This is a genomic window from Nitratireductor aquimarinus (genome assembly GCF_017255295.1).
Taxonomy (GTDB): Bacteria; Pseudomonadota; Alphaproteobacteria; order Rhizobiales; family Rhizobiaceae; genus Nitratireductor; species Nitratireductor aquimarinus.
Genome location: NZ_JAFKDE010000015.1, coordinates 40292 through 59761 on the forward strand (window position 1 = coordinate 40292; position 19470 = coordinate 59761).

A 19470-nucleotide genomic window follows, 5' to 3' on the forward strand; every position below is an offset into this window, starting at 1 on the left:
ACACGGGCGGCAATCCTCTGAAAAAGGGGAATGAAGATGTGCCGTCTTGGCAGACCCTGTCCGGGTGGCGCGCGCTAGTCTACGCGCTCCCACCCCTGCGGGCCGAGATGTTCCTGCGGCTTGAAGCGTACCTTATAGGCCATTTTGCGCGATCCATTGACCCAGTAGCCCAGATAGACATGCGGCAGACCGGCAGCCACGGCGCGGTTGATGTGGTCGAGAATCATGAATGTGCCGAGCGAGCGCTCGGTCAGCGCGGGATTGAAGAAGGAATAAACCATCGACAGCCCGTCACCCATCAAGTCGGTCAGGGCCACGGCCATGAGCTCGCCTTCGCCCTTGCCGGTGATGAAACTGTCCGGGCCGCGGCGGCGATACTCGATCACCTGGGTGCCCACATGGGTGTCCTCAACCATCATCGCATAGTCGAGCACGGTCATGTCCGACATGCCGCCCTTCTTGTGGCGGGCGTCCAGATAGCTGCGGAACAGCGTGTACTGTTCGGTGGAGGGCTCGGCCGACTGGGCGGTGCCGATCAGGTCCGCATTCTGCCTCAGAATGCGTTTCATGTTCTTCGTCGGCTGAAACTCCTGCGCCAGAATGCGCACGGAAACACAGGCGCGGCAGGTTTCGCAGGCAGGCCGATAGGCGATGTTCTGAGAGCGGCGGAAACCGCCCTGGGTCAGCAAATCGTTCAGTTCGGGCGCCTTGTCCCCGACCAGATGGGTGAAGACCTTACGCTCGAACTGCCCTTCCAGATAAGGGCAGGGCGAAGGCGCGGTCAGAAAGAACTGCGGCGATTGGGCGGGTTGCTGCGTCATGTCGGTAGGGCGTCACTCCTGTCCTGAAGCATCGGACCGAAACGTGGAATCCGGTTTTCGGGATAGTCCGATGCTCCATCAATAATTCAGATCGTCCTTTGTGCGTCAGAATGGGCGCACGCGATCTAAAGCCCATAATACCATGGCCCGACAAACGAAAACGTCAACCAAATTATCGCCACCAGCGGCATGCCGGCCTTCATGAAGTCGCGGAAGGAGTAGTGACCCGGCCCCATGACCATCAGGTTGGTCTGGTAGCCGATGGGGGTGGCGAAGGAACAGTTGGCGGCGAAGATCGTGGCCGCGATGAAGGCTTCCGCCGGCGCGCCAATGGCGGCCGCTATGCCAAGCCCGATGGGTGTGAACAGCACCGCCGTTGCATTGTTGGACAGGAAATTGGTCAGCACGGCCACGACGGCGAAATAGCCCGACAGGATGATGGCGGGGCTCTGACCGTCGAGGAGCGCCACCGCGCTGTCGGCGATCAGGTTTGCGCCGCCCGTGCGTTCCAGCGCCGTGGCGGCGGCAATGGCCGAGCCCACCAGAAGGAATATCTGCCGGTCGAAGGCGCGGCCGGCCTGCGCCAGCGTCAGACAGCCGGTCGCGATCATGGCGAAGGCGCCGGCGATTGCGGTGGCGACGATCGGCGCGATGTCCAGAGCGGCGGTCACCACGATGCCGGCAAAGATGACGAAGGAGATCCAGGCCTTGCGACGCTGCGGCACGGGTTCTGCCGACCATTCGAGAACGAGCAGGTCATGGCTTTCGCGCAGATCCTCGAAGGCGCGGTCGGTGCCGCCGACAAGGATCGTATCGCCGGGCTCCAGCCGGATGTCGGAGACAGGCGTGCGGCCCATGCGGCTCTTGCGCTGGACGCCGAGCATGTGAACGCCGTGCTCGGTCTCAATGCCGGCATTGCGGATGGTGCGCCCTGCATGGCGCGAACCCGGCGGGATCACGGCTTCGGCGATGTGATAGTCCGGGCCGACCCGCGCCGCCTCGGTCTGCCCCTCGGCCATGTGGCCGGCCGCCCCATGCGAAAGCGCCTGGGTGAAGGCGCGGCGGGTGGCCGTCACCATCAGCCGGTCGCCTTCGGAAAGCACCACATTCTCGAACGGGGGATGAAAGCTCATGCCGCGCCGTATGATGAGGCGCGGGGTCAGATCGCCGAGCCCCTGAAAGAGACCGGCTTTCGATTCCTTGCCGATGAAGGGGTGGCCGGGCACGATGCGGATTTCACCGATGAACTGCGTGCCCGACTGCACTTGCCGGAAGGTCTTCTCATTGCTCGAATCGCGCAGGATGCGCGGCATGAGAAAGAAGACATAAAGCGCGCCGGCTGCGGCCAGCATAAAGCCCGGCAGGGTGATGTCGAAGAATCCGATTCCGATGCCCGCCTTGGCGGCAACACCGGCAACCAAAAGGTTGGTGGACGAGCCGATCAGCGTTGTCATGCCCCCCAGAATGGTCATGAAGGAAAGCGGCATCAGTGCCTTGGAAACCGGGAAATTGCGCTGCGCGGCAAAGACGATCAGCACCGGAATGAAGATCACCACCACCGGCGTGTTGTTCAAAATGGCGCTGAGCAGGGCTGCCGTCACAAGCGTGATGATGATCGTGCGGGTGCTCGACCCGCCGGCCGATCTGGCGAGAATGCGCGCGGGCTTGTCCAGCGCATCGGTGGCAAACAGGCCCTGACCGACGATCAGGAGCGCGAGAACCGTCGCGAGCGCCGGATTGGCGAATCCTGAAAGAAGTTCTTCGGGCGGCAGGCCGCCGGATGCGTTCTCGTAGGGAATGAAGGCGAAAAGCGCGAGGAACGCCACGAGGCTGCCAAGGGCGACAAGCTCGAGCGTGAAGCGTTCGCTGATATAGGCGGCGACCGTGGCGAAAATGATCGCGTAGGTCGCCCAGAGATGGAAATCGGCCATTCAGCTCCCGCCGCTTGAAACTGTCCCCGCAGGCCATACCCAATGCCTGCCTGCAAGGTCAGGAGAATAAGCACGAGCGGTCGCGCCGCAAGCATGGATTTGCCGATGCCGGCAAAAGGCGGGCAAAGGAAAGGCTTTCGCGTCTTCCGACGGGAAAGGAATTTGCTTGTCGCAGGAGGGCCGAAGCGCGGCATGCGCCGCGTTTCAAAAAGCCGTCGTCAGTCGGTTCTCACCATCACCGTATCGAGCAGCCGGTCATGCACGGTCTGCCTGTGCGAAAGAAAGAATGCGGCAAGCAGAATCAACGGGCTGAAGAGCGTGCAGAGAGCGACTGCTAGCAGGGTATGTGCGGTTGCGTAGCGGGGTGTGATCTCGACGCTGTCGAGCCGTTCCAGTCGCAGACTGAACACGCGCATGCCGAGGGTCGCCTGGTAGCGCCCGCCGAGCGTCGCCCTGATGTAGAGAATGACGGCGACCAGCGTTGCCATTCCGGCCGCGGCCTTGGAAAGCGTATAAAGAGCAGTCGGTATGTCTCCCGGCGTCCGGTCGGGCGCAATCCAGTGCAACACGACATACTCCATGAGCATTGTTGCCAGAACGGACAGAATAACGGCCAGCAATGCATACAGGGCGTAATCCAACAGAAAGGCAAGGCATCGCCGCAAATGCAGCCACGTGCCCTGTCGCACGATGAAATCTGGTTGCCGGTCTCCGGGCGGTGCGGTCAGCTGGGGGCTAAGGTCAAATGTATTGGTCATCAAAGTCGCTCGCATAATCAATCAAGGGTTCGAAAACGCCTCACGATAGCGAGCGATCTTGTTTTGAAAAATCAGAAGTGTATAGCGTCGTTAAAGATGCAACTTTTGCGATAATTTCGATTATCAGCTCGTTCGCACCACAACCGTGCCCAGAAGCAGATCATGGACGGTGCGCTTGTAATCGAGGAACAGGCTTGCGAGCAGGATCAGCGGCGTCAGAACCGCATTGCCGGCCCAGAACAGAACCGTGTGAACCACGGCCAGCATGGAATCGACGCGCCCGCCATCGAGACGAACAAGTTTGACGTCCATGAACTGCATGCCGAGCGTCGCCTGTCTGCGACCGCCAAGCGTCATGGCGACGTAGAGAAGGGCGGTCAGCGGGGCGAGGATGCCGAACAGGAGCCAGCCCAGTCCCAGCGTCATCACGCCCAGAAGGGCCACGATGATTGCGACGGGAACCATCATCAGCCCGATCAACAGGTAGTCGATGCAGAACGCGAAAATGCGCCGCGTGCGAACGCCGCGGTAAAGATGCCAGTCATCCCGTGCGGGATCGATGATTTCGCCGTCGAGGGGCCTTGTGGCCGTCATGAACGTTCCTTCATTGGTTTGTCGAACAAATGAAAAATGGGTGCGTTCACACGGCGCTTCAAGATTTTCCGAGCAAAATCAGAGCAATTCAGCAACTTCGGCGGCAAAATAGGTGAGAATTCCGTCGCAGCCCGCGCGCTTGAAGGAAAGCAGGCTTTCCAGCATGGCGCGCTCGCCGTCGATCCAGCCATTGGCGGCTGCCGCGCGGATCATCGCGTATTCGCCGGACACCTGATAGGCGAAGGTCGGCACGGAGAACGTGTCCTTCAGCTGGCGGACAATGTCGATATAGGGAAGGCCGGGCTTCACGATCAGCATGTCCGCACCTTCCTGAAGATCCTGCTCGGCTTCGCGCAGCGCTTCGTCGGAATTGGCCGGATCGATGTAATAGGTCTTCTTGTCGCCCTTCAGCAGACCGCCCGTGCCGATGGCCTCGCGATAGGGGCCATAGAAGGCCGAGGCGAATTTCGTCGCGTAGGACATGATCGCCACGTTCTGGAAGCCGTTCTGGTCGAGCGCGTCGCGAATGGCGCCGATGCGCCCGTCCATCATGTCGGAGGGGGCGATGATGTCCGCGCCGGCTTCAGCCTGGCCAACGGCCGCAGCCGCGATCTGGGCGACCGTTTCATCATTGATGATCTCGCCATCGCGCAGGATGCCGTCATGGCCATGGCTGGTGAAGGGGTCGAGCGCCACATCGGTGATGATGCCGATCTCCGGCACCGCTTCTTTGATGGCGCGGGTGGCGCGGTTGATCAGATTGTCCGGGTCGAGGCTGTGGGAGCCGGTCTCATCGCGGCGCGCGGGATCGATATTGGGAAAGGTGGCGATGGCCGGAATGCCGAGCTTTGCGGCGTATTCGGCCTGCCGGACCGCATGGTCGACCGTATGGCGCATGACACCGGGCATGGCGGAAAGCGGTTCCTGCCGGTTCTCGCCCTCCATGAGGAACAGCGGCCAGATCAGATCGTCGACCGTCAGATGGTTCTCGCGCACGAGGCGGCGCGACCAGTCGGCCTTGCGCGTGCGGCGCAGGCGGCGGCTGCCGGTGATCTCATCGACGGTGCGGCGTGTGGCGGGGCTGTTCATGGTGCGGGAAAACTTGTTCACGGCTTCGACTCCAGTGTGGCGCCTCTCTATCATGCAGGCCCTGTGGGTCCAAGTGCGGGTCCGGTGTCCTGTGGTCGCAGTTCCTTATAGCATTGACGGGGCGAAAAGCGGCTAATAATCAGCTAGAAAGGCCTGCGCGTGGTTGCAACGTTCTGGGGGGTGGCTGTGAAAGTCGATTTCGGTGGCGCTGAGGAAATCCTGTTCGAACAGGTCGGATGTGCCGGGATCGTGACGCTCAACCGGCCTTCTTCCCTCAATGCGGTCAATCACGGCATGGTGCGGGCGCTCGCCCGCGCGCTTTCCGCCTGGGAGACGGACGACACGGTCAAGCTCGTGATCATTCGCGGGGAGGGGCGCGCCTTCTCCGCCGGCGGCGACATTCTTGATGTTTACAAAGCCGGGCTTGCCGGCGAGGCAAAGCCGGATTTCTTTGCAGACGAGTATCGGCTCAATGCGGCAATTGCCCGTTTCCCCAAACCCTATGTGGCGCTGATCGACGGCATTGTCATGGGCGGCGGTGTTGGCGTCTCCTTCCATGGTTCGCATCGCGTGATGACGGAAAACGCCATCTTCGCCATGCCCGAGGTCGGTATCGGCTTTTTCCCCGATGTCGGGGGCAGTTTCCTGCTTTCGCGCCTGCCGGGCGAATTCGGCATGTATCTGGCGCTCACCGGAAACCGCATTCGCAGGGGTGACGCCTGCGCGACGGGGCTTGCCACGCACGCGGTCGATGCGGCGGAACTGCCGGCATTGACCCAGGCCCTGTGCGAGGGCGGTGATGTGGATGCGACGCTGGCAGCATTTGCCGGAACTGCGGAACGCGAAATGGATGACGGCGCGCTGCATGCGATTGCCAGCCATTTTTCTTTCGGCACGCTTGCGGAGGTCCTGCAGTCGCTTGGCGAGGATCAGGACGAATGGGTGCAGAAGACTGCTGCGACCATCGCCAGGCGTTCGCCCACCAGTCTTCATGTCGCGTTTCGTCAGGTCCGCGCCGGCGCGATGCTGACCATGGACGAGTGCATGCATATGGAATTCCGCATCCTGAACCGCATGCTCACCGGGCACGACTTCTATGAAGGCATCCGCGCGGTTCTGGTGGAGAAGGGAAGCACGCCCCACTGGAAGCCCGATACGCTCGACGGCGTGAAGGATGAGGACATTGACGCCTATTTCGCGCCCCTGCCGGGCAAGGAGCTGGCGCTGTGAAAGTTGAAACGCTCTCGGGTCTGCCTTCGGCGCGGCCCTCCCAGCTTGAAGCAGCCTATTACGCGTTCCACCGTATTGTCGCGCTCGTCTGCCTCGTCATGGGGCTTGTGTACTGGGTGCGGCTGCTCGGTTTTTATCCCGGGCTCATGTGGCGGTTCGACCTGATGCCGATCCACTGGCAGGTGGCGAGCATCGTTCTGGCCGTGCTTTATCCGTTTGCGTCCGTCGGTCTCTGGCTGGTCGCGCCATGGGGAGCGGTCATCTGGTTTCTGTGCGCCGGCGCGGAAGTGGCCATGTACGGCTTCATGCCAGAGATGTTCGGGCACAATTATCCGCTGTTGGGTTTTCACCTTCTCGTGGCGATTACCTATGCCGGTTTGCGCATTGCGCGCTACCGCCGCAAGCGGCAGGCGATGCTTTAGGGGCAGGCCCGGTTTCAGGCCACAAGCCGCATCCCCTTAATCTCTAAAGCTTTCATCGAATGTCCACAGGCGGGTTTACTGCCTGTTAGCCGTATTAGCAGCGTTGGCTTTTGTAAGGCGTTGTTAAGGCTAGTGTTTAAGTCGAATTTTAGATGCCTTCGCTAGGTTCGGGTCAAGGTGAGACAAAAAACAAAAATCACCGGCGTCAAACGAGAGGCTTTAGTTATGAATACTTCGCGACCCGCGGCGAAACCTGCCGCTTCGAATGAAGAACGCTCGGATGCACTGCGTTCTCTTTATCTTGAATCCCTTCAGCTTGTGGAGCGCCTGCACCGCCGTCTGCTCGACGTCATCAAGGACGAGTTCGAGCGCAACGGCCGCAGCGACATCAACGCCATTCAGGCGCTGCTGCTCTTCAACATCGGTGACACGGAACTGACGGCAGGCGAGCTGCGCTCGCGCGGCTACTATCTCGGCTCCAATGTTTCCTACAACCTCAAGAAGCTGGTTGATCTCGGCTTCGTCAACCATCAGCGCTCGCGCGTCGACCGTCGTTCGGTGCGCATCAGCCTGACGCCGAAGGGTGTCCAGGTGGCAAAGGTTGTCGAAGGTCTCTACAACCGTCATATCGGCTCCATCGAGCAGGTCGGCGGCATCAGCGCCGATGAGTTCAGCCAGATGAATCGTGCCCTCCAGCGCCTTGATCGCTTCTGGAACGATTCCATCGCCTACCGTATGTAGTCTCGCCTTGATCACCTGACTGCGCGCCGGTGTGCAGTCATTCGAAGGCCGGCGTGGCGGGACGCCGGCCTTCACGCATCCGTTATTTTGCGATAGGTGACTGCTGGTCACGTTAAGGTCATAATCCGGTGGAACCTAAGGCGCGGGAGCCGCTTGGCGTGCGAGCGCCAATTTTGAATAAGGTTCGCGGATTCTTAACGCAGTCGCGGCATGGTCAGGCCGCAACACTGCCCGCAGCCCTCCCGGAGGGGTGCTAGCCACAGAGAGCTCGGACACGCGTATGAAGACGAACCGCCGTATGTTTTTAACCGGTGCCGGTGCTGCCGCTACGGCAGCGATGGCCGGAGCCGCCAACGCCCAGGACTTTCTTGACGCGATCATCCGTTCGCCAAGGCGTGGCGCCTGGAACGATCAGTTTGATGCTCGCGCCAGCGCCGGCGGCAAGGTTGCGACCAATCTCCCCATCTTCAGTCAGGAAACCGTTTCCTACCTTCAGCGCGCGATCATGGAATATTCCAACATCGTGTCACAGGGCGGGTGGCCGCGCGTTCCCGACAACAAAAAGCTTCAGGTCGGTGTGGTCGATCCCAATGTGGAGGTCCTGCGCCGCAGACTGATGGTGTCCGGCGATCTCTCGCCGCGTGCGGGCATGTCGCAGTCGTTCGATTCCTATGTCGAGGCGGCGGTCAAGCGCTTCCAGACCCGCCATGGCCTTCCTGCCGACGGCGTTACCGGACCGCACACCTTTGCGGCTCTCAATGTTCCGGCGGCCATTCGCCTTGGCCAGCTTCAGACCAATCTGGGCCGGCTCACCTCCATGTCGGGCTCCATGGGCAATCGCTATGTGGTGGTGAACATTCCCGCCGCCGAGATCGAGGCCGTGGATACGGGCCGCGTCGTGCTGCGCCACACCGCCATTGTCGGCAAGGTGGACCGCCAGACGCCGATCCTGAATTCGAAGATCAACGAAATCATCATCAATCCCTACTGGAATGCGCCGGTGTCGATTGTCCGCAAGGACATCATTCCGCTGATGCGCAAGAACCCCAGTTACCTGACCGACAACAATATCCGCCTGATCGCGCCCAATGGCAGCGAAGTGGATCCGCTGACGGTCGACTGGTCGACGGATGATGCCGCAAAATACCGCTTCCGGCAGGATCCGGGCCGGATCAACGCCATGGCGTCGATCAAGATCAACTTCCCGAACCCGCATGCGGTCTACATGCATGACACGCCCCAGCAGGGCATGTTCCGCGATCTCGACCGGTTCTATTCGTCGGGCTGTGTTCGCGTGCAGAATGTGCGCGACCTGGTGACCTGGCTCCTGAGCGAGACCGATGGCTGGGGCCGTCGCCGCATCGAGCAGACCATTCAGACCGAAGAGGATGTGCGCGTCGCGCTGTCCAATCCGGTGCCGGTCTATTTCACCTATATCTCCGCCTGGTCGACCGGCGATGGCGCCGTGCATCTGCGCGACGACATCTATGCCCGCGACGGGGCGAGCGAGCTGCAGATCTCGACGGCGCTTTAGCGTGTCGTCGTCGGGCTGCATTGCCTGACGGGCGCATGAGGGTGTCTTCTGAAACGAAGACGGGCAAGTGCGAGTCTGCCGAAAGCGACGGCTCGGCCCGAGCGCAATATCCTACGGTCAATTGCCGCAGCCGCCCGAAACCGGGCGGTTGCTTCGTTTTTGGAGGATAAATTTTCGTCTGCGGGCGTGGTGGCGGCGAGGGAAAAATGCTAGATGCCCGTCTTCCGCATTTGATCCATCATCGAAGGGAATAAACCGCCATGGCACTTGCGACCGCCGCCGCTTCAAGCGAGGCCGATGCCTTCTTCACCCGCCCGCTCGAAGACAGCGACCAGGAAATCTTTGCCGCAATCCGTCAGGAACTGGGCCGTCAGCGTCACGAAATCGAGCTGATCGCCTCGGAAAACATCGTTTCGCGCGCTGTGATGGAAGCGCAGGGTACGGTGCTGACGAACAAATACGCGGAAGGTTATCCGGGCAAGCGGTATTATGGCGGTTGCCAGTATGTCGATATCGTCGAGGAACTGGCGATCGAGCGCGCCAAGAAGCTGTTCGGCTGCGCCTTCGCCAACGTTCAGCCGAATTCCGGTTCGCAGATGAACCAGGCCGTCTTCCTCGCGCTTCTGCAGCCGGGCGACAGCTTCATGGGCCTCGACCTGAATTCCGGTGGACACCTGACGCACGGTTCCCCGGTCAACATGTCCGGCAAGTGGTTCAACCCGATCTCCTACGGCGTTCGCAAGGACGACCACCTGCTCGACATGGACGAGGTGGAGCGTCTTGCAAAGGAACACAAGCCGAAACTGATCCTTGCCGGCGGCACCGCCTATTCGCGCGTGTGGGACTGGAAGCGTTTCCGCGAGATCGCCGACGAGGTTGGCGCATGGCTCATGGTCGACATGGCCCACATTGCAGGCCTCGTGGCCGCTGGAGAGCATCCGTCGCCGCTGCCGCACGCCCATGTGGTCACGACCACCACGCACAAATCGCTGCGCGGCCCGCGTGGCGGCATGATCCTGACCAATGACGAGGCGCTGGCGAAGAAGTTCAACTCCGCCGTTTTCCCGGGTCTTCAGGGCGGCCCCCTGATGCACGTCATCGCAGCCAAGGCGGTTGCTCTGGGCGAGGCGCTTGATCCTGAGTTCAAGACCTATGCACGCAACGTCGTCACCAATGCCCGTGCGCTGGCCGAGAGCCTGAAGGACACCGGTCTCGACATCGTGTCCGGCGGCACTGACAACCATCTGATGCTGGTCGACCTGCGCCCGAAGAACGCCACGGGCAAGCGCGCCGAGGCTGCTCTTGGCCGCGCCAACATCACCTGTAACAAGAACGGCATTCCGTTCGACCCTGAAAAGCCCTTCGTCACCTCCGGCATCCGTCTTGGCACGCCGGCCGGCACGACGCGCGGTTTCGGCGCTGCCGAGTTCCGCGAGATCGGCCAGCTGATCGCCGAGGTTCTGGACGGCCTCAAGGTCGCCAATTCCGACGAAGGCAATGCTCAGGTCGAGCAGGCTGTGAAGGACAAGGTGATCGCGCTCACCGAGCGCTTCCCGCTCTACCCCTATCTGGGGTAAGCCTGTCACGAATGGATTCGTGAACAAGGGCCCGATATGCGCTGTCCGTACTGTCAGTCGGAAGACACACAGGTAAAGGATTCCCGCCCCGCAGAAGACGGGGCGGCAATCCGCAGACGGCGCGCCTGTCCCGATTGCGGCGGGCGCTTCACCACATTTGAGCGCATTCAGCTGCGCGATCTGGTGGTGGTCAAGCGGTCGGGCCGCAAGGTGCCGTTCGACCGCGACAAGCTGATGCGTTCCTTCGACATCGCGCTCAGAAAGCGCAATGTCGAGCCGGAGCGCATCGAGCGTGCGGTCACCGGCATCGTGCGCCAGCTGGAAAGCTCCGGCGAGACGGAGATCCCCTCCGACGATATCGGCCTTCTGGTCATCGATGCGTTGAAAGTGCTCGATGACATCGCCTATGTGCGCTTCGCCTCCGTTTATCGCAATTTCCGCGAAGCCAAGGATTTCCAGGACGTTCTTGGCGAGCTGAAAGGCAATGAGGAAAACGAGGGATAGAATGGACACCGGCAGGGCGTCGGCCAGCGATCTCGACCGGCGTTTCATGGCGGCGGCCATCCGGATTTCACGCCGGCATATGGGCCTTGCCGGAACCAATCCCTCCGTTGGAACACTGATCGTCCGCGATAATGGCGCCGGCCCGCAGATTGTCGGGCGCGGCGTGACGGCCATTGGCGGTCGCCCCCATGCCGAACCGCAGGCGCTGGCGGAGGCGGGCGAGGCTGCACGCGGCGCGACGGCCTATGTTACGCTAGAGCCCTGTGCCCATCATGGCCGCACGCCGCCCTGCGCCAACGCGCTGGTGAATGCCGGCATTGCCCGCGTTGTGGGCGCTGCCGCCGATCCCGACCCCCGCGTCAGCGGCAATGGCTACGCCATTCTGCGCGAGGCGGGCATTGAGGTCGTGGAGGGCGTTCTGGCCGACGAAGCGGCAGACATGCTGCGCGGCTATCTCATGCGCTCCGAGAAAAAACGCCCGGAAGTGACTCTCAAGCTTGCCTTATCGGCTGACGGCATGATTGGCCGCATGGGGGAGGGGCAGATCGCCATCACCGGTCCCGCTTCGCGCCGGCAGGTGCACATGATGCGGGCCGAAAGCGATGCGATCCTTGTCGGCATCGGCACGGCGCTGGCTGACGATCCGTCTCTGACCTGCCGCCTGCCGGGGCTTCAGGCGCGCTCGCCGCTGCGTATCGTTCTTGATCGCGACATGAAGCTGCCGACAAACTCGGCGCTGGCGCGCACGGCCCGCGATGTGCCGGTTCTTCTGACAGCCGCCAGTGATTGCCCGAGCGACAAACGCAGGGCGCTGGCCGGGGCGGGCGTCGATTTTCTTGGTGTCGAAGTACATGAAGGCCAGATTGCGCTGCCAGAACTTCTTGAAGACCTGGCGGCGCGCGGCATTGCAACGCTCATGGTCGAGGGCGGTGCCTTCACCGCCAGACGGTTCCTTGAAGAAGGACTGGTCGACCGGCTTGCGCTCTTTTCTGGGCCATCCGAAATCGGGGCTGGTGGAATTGCCGCGCCGGTTGATTTCGACCATATCCCCGAAGGTTTCGGCCTGCTGCGCGAGGCGCGGTTCGGCGAAGATGTTTACCGCGAATATGTGAAAGGCGGCTGATGTTCACCGGCATTGTCACTGATATCGGCACCGTGCAATCGGTCACCCCGCGTGATGAGGGCGTGCTCCTGCGCATCGAGACGAATTACGATCCGGCGACCATCGACATCGGTGCGTCCATCGCCTGTTCGGGTGTCTGCCTCACCGTGGTGAAACTGCCTGAAGAGGGCGCGAACACCCGCTGGTTCGAGGTGGAAGCCTGGGAAGAGGCGCTGCGGCTGACCACGGTTTCCGGCTGGCAGTCCGGCCAGCGCATCAATCTGGAGCGCGCGCTCAAGGTCGGCGACGAGCTGGGCGGACATATTGTCTCGGGCCATGTGGACGGCATGGCCGAAATCGTCGAGCGCCGGGATGAGGGGGAAGCGGTCCGTTTCGTGCTCGAAGCGCCGAAAGAGCTTGCCAAATTCATCGCGCCGAAAGGCTCGGTGGCGCTGGACGGCACATCCCTCACGGTCAACCGTGTCGAGGGTGTTCGGTTCGATGTTCTCCTCATTCATCACTCGCTTGGGGTCACCACCTGGGGGCAGCGCGCGGTGGGCGACCGGGTGAATATCGAGGTCGATACGATGGCGCGTTACGCCGCACGTCTTGCGGATGCCGCCAAAGAGGCTTAAGGCAGCGCTTCTCTTTCTGAATTGTTTGCCGTGCGGAGAATGACCATGGCCGATGCGCGCCCCCTGAGGCTGCTGATCGTCGAAGCCCGTTTTTACGACCACCTGGCCGATGGCCTGCTGGAAGGCGCGAAAGCCGCGCTTGAGGCAGCCGGTGCCGACTATGATGTGGTGACTGTGCCTGGCGCGCTTGAAGTGCCGGCTGCAATCGCCTTTGCCGCGTCCGGCAATGGTGGCCCTGTCTATCACGGCTATGTGGCGCTTGGCTGCGTCATCCGTGGTGAGACTTATCATTTTGACGTAGTGGCCAACGAGTCGAGCCGTGCGCTGATGGACCTTTCGGTGCAGCAGAACCTTGCCATCGGCAATGGTATCCTGACCGTCGAGAACGAAGCGCAGGCTCTGGCCCGCATCGAACAGAGCGAAGGCACCAGCGGCGAGAGCATGGGCAAGGGACATTTCGCCGCCGAAGCGGCACTGACGATGATTGCGCTCAAACAGCGCCTGGGAGCTTGATGTGACCGTACCGACCGCAGACGGCTTTCGCCCGGCCAACAAACGCGGCGCCGCACGGCTGGCCGCCGTTCAGGCGCTTTACCAGATGGATGTGGCCGGCACCGGCCTTCTGGAAACCACCGCTGAGTACGAGCTTTTCCGGCTCGGCAAGGAGATCGACGGCGAGCTTTATCGCGATGCCGATCCGCAGTGGTTCCGCGCCATTCTGGCCGGCGTCGTGGAAGACCAGAAGACCATCGACCCGGTGATCCGCAAATCGCTGACCGAAGACTGGCCGCTGTCGCGGCTCGATTCGACCCTGCGCGCCATCCTGCGCGCCGGCGTGTTCGAGCTGACGCGCCGCCGGGATGTGCCGGTCGCGGTAATCGTTTCCGAATATGTGGACATCGCCAAGGCGTTCTACACCGAGGACGAGCCCAAGCTCGTCAATGCCGTGCTCGACCGGGTCGCCCGGCGCAGCCGTGATGAGGGCAGGGGGAAAGACAAGGAATGACTGGAACGCGCGATGACCTGTACCGTGAGGCGAAACGCACTGCATTAATCCTCGCTTCCGCCCAGGCCATCGTCGGCTCCGCTGCCCCGATCGCCATTTCCATGGGCGGCCTCGCGGGCTTCTATCTCCTTGGCAGCGACAAGTCGCTCGCAACCGCGCCCGTCACCGGCTTCAATGTCGGCATCGCGCTTGGCGCGCTTCCCGCCGCAGCGCTGATGCGCGCCGTCGGTCGCCGCAATGGCTTCATGGCCGGCGGTCTTGTCACCGCCTGTGGCGGTTTCGTCGCGGCGAGCGCGCTCTTCCAGAGCAGTTTCTGGCTCTTTGCCTTCGGCTTGATGCTTGTCGGCGTCGGCAACGCCTTCCTGCAGCAATACCGCTTTGCAGCCGCAGACAATGCGCCGGCCGATTTCAAGCCGCGCGCCATTTCCTGGGTGCTGGGCGGCGGTGTGTTTGCCGCGATCATCGGACCGCAGACCGTCATCTACACGCGCGACCTGTTCGCGCCGATCATGTTCGCGGGCGCGTTTGCCGCGCTGATCGGTCTTGGTCTTTTAGGCACGGTCATCCTGTCTTTCCTGCGTCTCCCCAAGGAAGCGCCCTCGGCAACGCTTGACGATCATGAACCGGCAAGGCCGCTGGCGCAGATCCTGTTGCAGCCGCGCTTCCTGGTCTCGCTGTTCTGCGGCGTGGCTTCCTACGCGCTGATGAGCTTCGTCATGACCGGCGCGCCGCTGGCCATGGTTGGCTGCGGCTTCACGCCGGACGAGGCAACGCTGGGCATTTCCTGGCACGTCATGGCGATGTTCGCGCCGAGCTTCATCACCGGCCGGCTGATCGCCCGATTCGGCAAGGAAACCATTGTCGCGACGGGTCTCGTCACGCTTATCGGCTGCGCCATCGTCGCGCTTTCGGGCATTGAGCTGTGGCAGTTCTGGACGGCCTTGATCCTGCTGGGCATCGGCTGGAACTTCGGTTTCATCGGCGCGACCGCCATGGTTGCCGAGTGCTACCGCTCGTCGGAGAAGAGCAGCGTGCAGGGTGTGCACGACTTCATCCTGTTCTCCACCACTGCTTTCGCCTCCCTGATGTCGGGCCAGATCTACAACGCCTTCGGCTGGAACATGCTTGCCTGGATCGTTATCCCGGTTGCGGCCACATGCCTTGTGGCTCTTGGCATTCTGGCTATGAGCAAGCGCACGAAGCAGGCCGCCTGAGGCCGCTTCACCCGGCGCTGACATCTCCTGGAAAGCATCTGGTCTTTCCGGGAGGTGTGACAATTTATCCCAGCACAACCTTGACGGTGCGTCACGGCTTCGACCAAGCTGCGCGGATTGGGCCGGAGAGGGCGCAAATGCCGCCGGCCTTTCCAGCATGACCCGGGAGGGGGTTCCAACTGCGGGTCGAAATCAAGGGATAGATTGGCAATGAACATGCTTTTCGTGGTCATCGCCTGCGGCGTGCTTTCCGTACTCTATGCCATTTGGGCAACCCGGTCGGTGCTGGCCGCCGACCAGGGCAATGCACGCATGCAGGAAATCGCCGGCGCCATCCGTGAGGGGGCGCAGGCTTATTTGACAAGGCAGTACACCACCGTCGCCATTGTTGGCGTCGTGGTCTTCATTCTCGCATGGTGGCTGCTCACCGGCGTGGCGGCCATCGGCTTCCTCATCGGTGCGGTTCTTTCCGCCGCCGCAGGCTTCATCGGCATGCATGTTTCGGTGCGCGCCAATGTGCGCACGGCGCAGGCCGCATCCAACAGCCTCGCAGCCGGCCTCGACATCGCCTTCAAGTCGGGCGCGATCACCGGCCTTCTGGTCGCCGGTCTCGCACTGCTCGGCGTGTCAGTCTATTTCTGGATACTCACCGGCCCGCTCGGTCACGCACCGACGGACCGCATCGTCATCGACGCTATGGTCGCGCTCGGTTTCGGCGCGTCGCTGATCTCCATTTTCGCGCGTCTCGGCGGCGGCATCTTCACCAAGGGGGCAGATGTCGGCGGCGATCTCGTGGGCAAGGTGGAGGCGGGCATTCCCGAAGATGATCCGCGCAACCCGGCCACCATCGCCGACAATGTGGGCGACAATGTCGGTGACTGCGCCGGCATGGCCGCCGATCTGTTCGAAACCTATGTGGTGACGGTCGTGGCCACCATGGTGCTTGCCTCGATCTTCTTTACGGGCGAGACGGCGCTGACGCTGATGCTCTTCCCGCTGGTGATTGGCGCTGCCTGTGTCGTTACCTCGATCATCGGCACCTTCTTCGTGAAGCTTGGTTCCAACAATTCCATCATGGGCGCGCTTTACAAGGGCTTCTGGGCCACTGCCGGTCTGTCGGTCGTGGCGCTTGCGATCATCATCTGGGGCTGGCTTGGCGGCTCGACCGCGTTCTCGGCCAGCAATGGATCGGAGTTCACCGGCGCATCGCTCTTCTGGTGCGGCGTGGTGGGGCTCGGTGTGACCGGCCTCATCATCTGGATCACCGAATATTATACGGGCGTCGGCTATCGGCCGGTCCGCTCCATCAGCCAGGCGTCGGTGACCGGGCACGGCACCAATGTCATTCAGGGCCTCGCCGTCTCGCTTGAGGCGACGGCGCTGCCGGCCATCGTCATCATTGCCGGCATCATCCTGTCGTTCAATCTGGCGGGCCTGTTCGGCATCGCCATCGCGGTGACGACGATGCTGGCGCTGGCCGGCATGGTGGTGGCGCTCGACGCGTTCGGCCCGGTGACGGACAATGCCGGCGGCATTGCCGAAATGGCGGATCTGCCAAGCGAAGTGCGTCAGACGACCGATGCGCTCGACGCGGTGGGCAACACGACCAAGGCGGTGACCAAGGGCTATGCCATCGGTTCGGCGGGTCTCGGCGCTCTGGTTCTGTTCGCGGCCTATACGGAGGATCTCAAATTCTTCGCGGCCAATGCGGAGCCGGGCACCTTCTTTGAAGGCGTTACCGTCGATTTCTCGCTCTCCAATCCATATGTGGTGGTCGGCCTTCTGTTTGGCGGTCTGCTGCCATTCCTGTTCGGTGGCCTCTCCATGACGGCCGTTGGCCGGGCAGGGGGCGCGATCGTACAGGAGGTGCGCCGGCAGTTCCGCGAGAAGCCGGGCATCATGGAAGGCAGGGAGAAGCCCGATTATGGCCGGGCGGTTGACCTTCTGACCAAGGCGGCGATCAAGGAAATGATCATTCCTTCGCTCCTGCCGGTGCTTTCGCCGCTTGTCGCATTCGCCGTGGTCTATGCGATTGCCGGCAAGAACGAGGCCTTCTCGGCGTTGGGCGCAATGCTTCTGGGCGTGATCGTGACCGGTCTCTTCGTGGCGATTTCCATGACCGCCGGCGGCGGTGCCTGGGACAATGCCAAGAAATCCTTCGAGGACGGTTTCGTGGACGCCGATGGCGTGAAGCATGAAAAGGGCTCGGAGGCGCACAAGGCGTCGGTTACCGGCGATACGGTGGGTGATCCCTACAAGGACACCGCAGGCCCGGCCGTGAACCCGATGATCAAGATCACCAACATCATCGCGCTTCTTCTGCTGGCCGTTCTGGCGCACTGACAGGGCGCGCTCCGTCCTCGCCGCCTCTCAAAGGGCGGCGAGGCGAGGTCTTTGAATGTGAGATCCCGGCAAAGAAAAAGCCCGCAGGCAACGCCTGCGGGCTTTTCGTTTGAAACCGGGTTCGGATCAGCCGCCGCCGCCGAACATGCCTGCAGGTGGCCCGCCCTTCGATGCGCCGGCGAGAATCTGGCCGATGAAGGTCTGTTCCTTGCCGCCGGTCGGCGTGGTGCGCGAAATGAAGTCGAAGACCCTGCCGTCTTCCATTCCGTAATGGGCGATCTTCGAAACGCGCTCATCATCGCCGAAATAGACGGCGAGAACCTGCTGCTCCACAAGGCGTGCGCGCATGAAGGCTGCGCCGCGAACGCGCTTCTGGGAAATATAGTAGAAGGCCTCGTTGTCGAAGGTCGCCGTGGTGGAGGGCGAACCAAGCGCCAGGAGAACCTGCTCGCGGCTGGAACCCACCGGCACGAGTTCGAGTGCCTGCTGGTCGATCACATAGCCCTGCGTCAACGTTTCGCGCGCATTGAGCGTGTTGGCGACATTACAGCCGGACAGCACAGCCGCCGAACCCACGATCCCGGCCGCCAAAATTGTGCGTCCGACAGGATAGCTGTTGATTTTTTTCACCTGCAACGACATCTCCATAGCGTCCCCGGCGCCAAGGCTTTCAATCGAAAGCCCTTGTTCCCGCCGGCAAAACGGGTAAACCAGCTTAAGCGCCGATGCAACCTGATCCTGTCCCAAACCAGCCCCGAGGGAGGGCAATTCCCATGTTCAAGAAGCTGTTTGGCTTTGGGCAGCGTTCGCGCCTCACCGTCATTGACGGCTTGTATGAACGAATCGTGGCGGCCTCGCGGCAGCCCGTCTTTTACGCAAAGTGGGAAGCGCCGGACACGCCACTTGGCCGTTTCGAGATGATTGCGCTGCACATGATCCTCGTTTTGCGCCGCGTTCGCAACGAAGAGGACCCCAAGGTCCGCGAGACGGCCCAGGAGCTGACCGATCTCTTTTTCAGCGATGTCGAATATGCGATTCGCGAACTGGGAATCGGTGATCTGGGCGTGCCCAAGCGCATCAAGAAGCTGGCGCGCATGTTCTATGGCCGCGCTGCTGCCTATGGCGACGCGCTTGATGCAGGCGATGTCGAGGCGCTGGCAGCCGCCATGCAGCGCAACATCCGCCCGGATGTTGAAAACTGGCAGGGCGCGCGCCCACTTGCCGATTATGCGGTGGAAGCCGCCGATGCGCTCGATGCGCAGCCGGTGGAAAAGCTGATCGCCGCCGAAATTTCATTCCCTGACGCACAAAGGGAGATCTGAACCATGTCCGCCACCAGGAAATCCCCGGTTTCATTCGAGGTGAATGTCCACCGTCTGCCGCGCAAGGGCATGCCGGTTGAGATCAACGCCGATGAGAACCAGCGCCGCGCGCTGGCTGCCGAACACGACCTTCTTTCCGTTGAGCGTTATGTCGCCGCAATGACCGTTCGCCCCTGGAAGGCCGATGGCGTGCGGATTATCGGAAAGGTGGAAGCTGATATCACGCAGTCCTGCGTGGTCACGCTGGAGCCGGTGACGACTCACATCGAGGAAGAGGTTTCGGCAACGCTGGTGCCCGAGGGCTCCCGGCTCGCCCGCAACGACATTGATGGCGGCGAGTTCGTGCTCGATGCGGAGGGGCCGGACATGCCCGAACCCTTCCAGGGCAGCATCATTGATGTGGGCGCGCTGGCCGAGGAATTCTTCGCGCTTGGCATTGACCCCTATCCGCGCAAGCCCGGGGCTGTTATTGACGCTCCCGATGCAGGCGATGATGCACCGAAAGAGGCCGGGCCACTCTATGAAGGCCTGCGCAAGCTCGGGCAAAAAAGCTGAATTGCGTGACCGATGGGCGAAACAAGGTTGTGCCACCGGTCAAAAGCGCTATTTTCGCCGCACATTTGAGCCGATGCCGGCGACCGATCAAC

The 19470-nt window shown here is 62.0% G+C and carries 20 protein-coding genes; 14 read left to right on the forward strand and 6 right to left on the reverse strand.

Features of this window, described 5'->3' with window-relative positions; genetic code table 11:
- Positions 1-74: 74 nt before the first annotated feature.
- The 5 genes from JYP46_RS20930 to hemB form a co-directional block, all read right to left on the reverse strand.
- Positions 75-821, reverse strand: coding sequence for an arginyltransferase (locus tag JYP46_RS20930; RefSeq protein ID WP_206549221.1), 747 nt, complete (start codon positions 819-821; stop codon positions 75-77).
- Between the two features lie 125 nt (positions 822-946).
- A complete protein-coding gene (locus JYP46_RS20935) occupies positions 947-2752 on the reverse strand; it encodes an SLC13 family permease (protein ID WP_113154881.1) in 1806 nt (601 codons plus the stop codon).
- A 218-nt stretch (positions 2753-2970) separates the two neighbouring features.
- Entirely contained in the window at positions 2971-3510 is a 540-nt protein-coding gene (locus JYP46_RS20940) for an RDD family protein (protein WP_206549222.1), read from the reverse strand.
- Between the two features lie 123 nt (positions 3511-3633).
- Positions 3634-4104, reverse strand: coding sequence for an RDD family protein (locus tag JYP46_RS20945; protein WP_206549223.1), 471 nt, complete (start codon positions 4102-4104; stop codon positions 3634-3636).
- Positions 4105-4182: 78 nt separating this feature from the next.
- A complete protein-coding gene (hemB, locus tag JYP46_RS20950) occupies positions 4183-5214 on the reverse strand; it encodes a porphobilinogen synthase (protein ID WP_206546708.1) in 1032 nt (343 codons plus the stop codon).
- A gap of 165 nt (positions 5215-5379) precedes the next feature.
- Between hemB and JYP46_RS20955 the strand changes: the two genes are divergently transcribed.
- The 12 genes from JYP46_RS20955 to JYP46_RS21010 all read left to right on the forward strand — a co-directional run bounded on the left by JYP46_RS20955 (position 5380) and on the right by JYP46_RS21010 (position 17501).
- Complete coding sequence (locus JYP46_RS20955) at positions 5380-6423, forward strand: enoyl-CoA hydratase/isomerase family protein (RefSeq protein WP_206549224.1); 1044 nt, start codon at positions 5380-5382, stop codon at positions 6421-6423.
- Positions 6420-6845: a DUF6163 family protein gene (locus JYP46_RS20960; RefSeq protein ID WP_206549225.1), complete on the forward strand. Its 426-nt coding sequence runs from the start codon at positions 6420-6422 to the stop codon at positions 6843-6845. The genes JYP46_RS20955 and JYP46_RS20960 overlap by 4 nt, the downstream gene beginning before the upstream one ends.
- 225 nt (positions 6846-7070) lie before the next feature.
- The gene (gene ldtR / locus JYP46_RS20965; RefSeq protein WP_113154886.1) at positions 7071-7586 is read left to right on the forward strand and encodes a transcriptional regulator LdtR; all 516 of its coding nucleotides are present in this window, start codon (positions 7071-7073) and stop codon (positions 7584-7586) included.
- A 280-nt stretch (positions 7587-7866) separates the two neighbouring features.
- Positions 7867-9120 carry a L,D-transpeptidase family protein gene (locus JYP46_RS20970; RefSeq protein WP_206549226.1) on the forward strand — a complete coding sequence of 418 codons (1254 nt, stop codon included), beginning with the start codon at positions 7867-7869 and terminating at the stop codon, positions 9118-9120.
- A 260-nt stretch (positions 9121-9380) separates the two neighbouring features.
- Positions 9381-10697 carry a serine hydroxymethyltransferase gene (glyA, locus tag JYP46_RS20975; RefSeq protein ID WP_206549227.1) on the forward strand — a complete coding sequence of 439 codons (1317 nt, stop codon included), beginning with the start codon at positions 9381-9383 and terminating at the stop codon, positions 10695-10697.
- Positions 10698-10733: 36 nt separating this feature from the next.
- Positions 10734-11201 (forward strand): transcriptional regulator NrdR, encoded by a 468-nt coding sequence (gene nrdR, locus JYP46_RS20980; protein ID WP_113154889.1) that lies wholly within the window; start codon positions 10734-10736, stop codon positions 11199-11201.
- Between the two features lies 1 nt (position 11202).
- A complete protein-coding gene (gene ribD / locus JYP46_RS20985; RefSeq protein ID WP_206549228.1) occupies positions 11203-12324 on the forward strand; it encodes a bifunctional diaminohydroxyphosphoribosylaminopyrimidine deaminase/5-amino-6-(5-phosphoribosylamino)uracil reductase RibD in 1122 nt (373 codons plus the stop codon).
- The gene (locus JYP46_RS20990; RefSeq protein WP_206549229.1) at positions 12324-12938 is read left to right on the forward strand and encodes a riboflavin synthase; all 615 of its coding nucleotides are present in this window, start codon (positions 12324-12326) and stop codon (positions 12936-12938) included. The genes ribD and JYP46_RS20990 overlap by 1 nt, the downstream gene beginning before the upstream one ends.
- Positions 12939-12983: 45 nt before the next feature.
- On the forward strand, positions 12984-13451 hold the full coding sequence (ribH, locus tag JYP46_RS20995; RefSeq protein WP_206546703.1) for a 6,7-dimethyl-8-ribityllumazine synthase: 468 nt from the start codon (positions 12984-12986) through the stop codon (positions 13449-13451).
- 1 nt (position 13452) lies between these two features.
- The gene (gene nusB / locus JYP46_RS21000; protein ID WP_113154893.1) at positions 13453-13944 is read left to right on the forward strand and encodes a transcription antitermination factor NusB; all 492 of its coding nucleotides are present in this window, start codon (positions 13453-13455) and stop codon (positions 13942-13944) included.
- On the forward strand, positions 13941-15158 hold the full coding sequence (locus tag JYP46_RS21005; protein WP_206549230.1) for an MFS transporter: 1218 nt from the start codon (positions 13941-13943) through the stop codon (positions 15156-15158). The genes nusB and JYP46_RS21005 overlap by 4 nt, the downstream gene beginning before the upstream one ends.
- A 210-nt stretch (positions 15159-15368) precedes the next feature.
- Entirely contained in the window at positions 15369-17501 is a 2133-nt protein-coding gene (locus tag JYP46_RS21010) for a sodium-translocating pyrophosphatase (protein ID WP_206549231.1), read from the forward strand.
- Positions 17502-17627: 126 nt separating this feature from the next.
- Here the strand turns inward: JYP46_RS21010 and JYP46_RS21015 are convergent, their stop codons facing one another.
- The gene (locus JYP46_RS21015) at positions 17628-18149 is read right to left on the reverse strand and encodes an outer membrane protein assembly factor BamE (protein ID WP_206549232.1); all 522 of its coding nucleotides are present in this window, start codon (positions 18147-18149) and stop codon (positions 17628-17630) included.
- 125 nt (positions 18150-18274) lie between these two features.
- Between JYP46_RS21015 and JYP46_RS21020 the strand changes: the two genes are divergently transcribed.
- Positions 18275-18823, forward strand: a complete 549-nt coding sequence (locus tag JYP46_RS21020) for a ubiquinol-cytochrome C chaperone family protein (RefSeq protein ID WP_206549233.1) — start codon at positions 18275-18277, stop codon at positions 18821-18823.
- 3 nt (positions 18824-18826) lie between these two features.
- Positions 18827-19378, forward strand: coding sequence for a YceD family protein (locus JYP46_RS21025; RefSeq protein ID WP_206546700.1), 552 nt, complete (start codon positions 18827-18829; stop codon positions 19376-19378).
- Positions 19379-19470 lie beyond the last annotated feature (92 nt).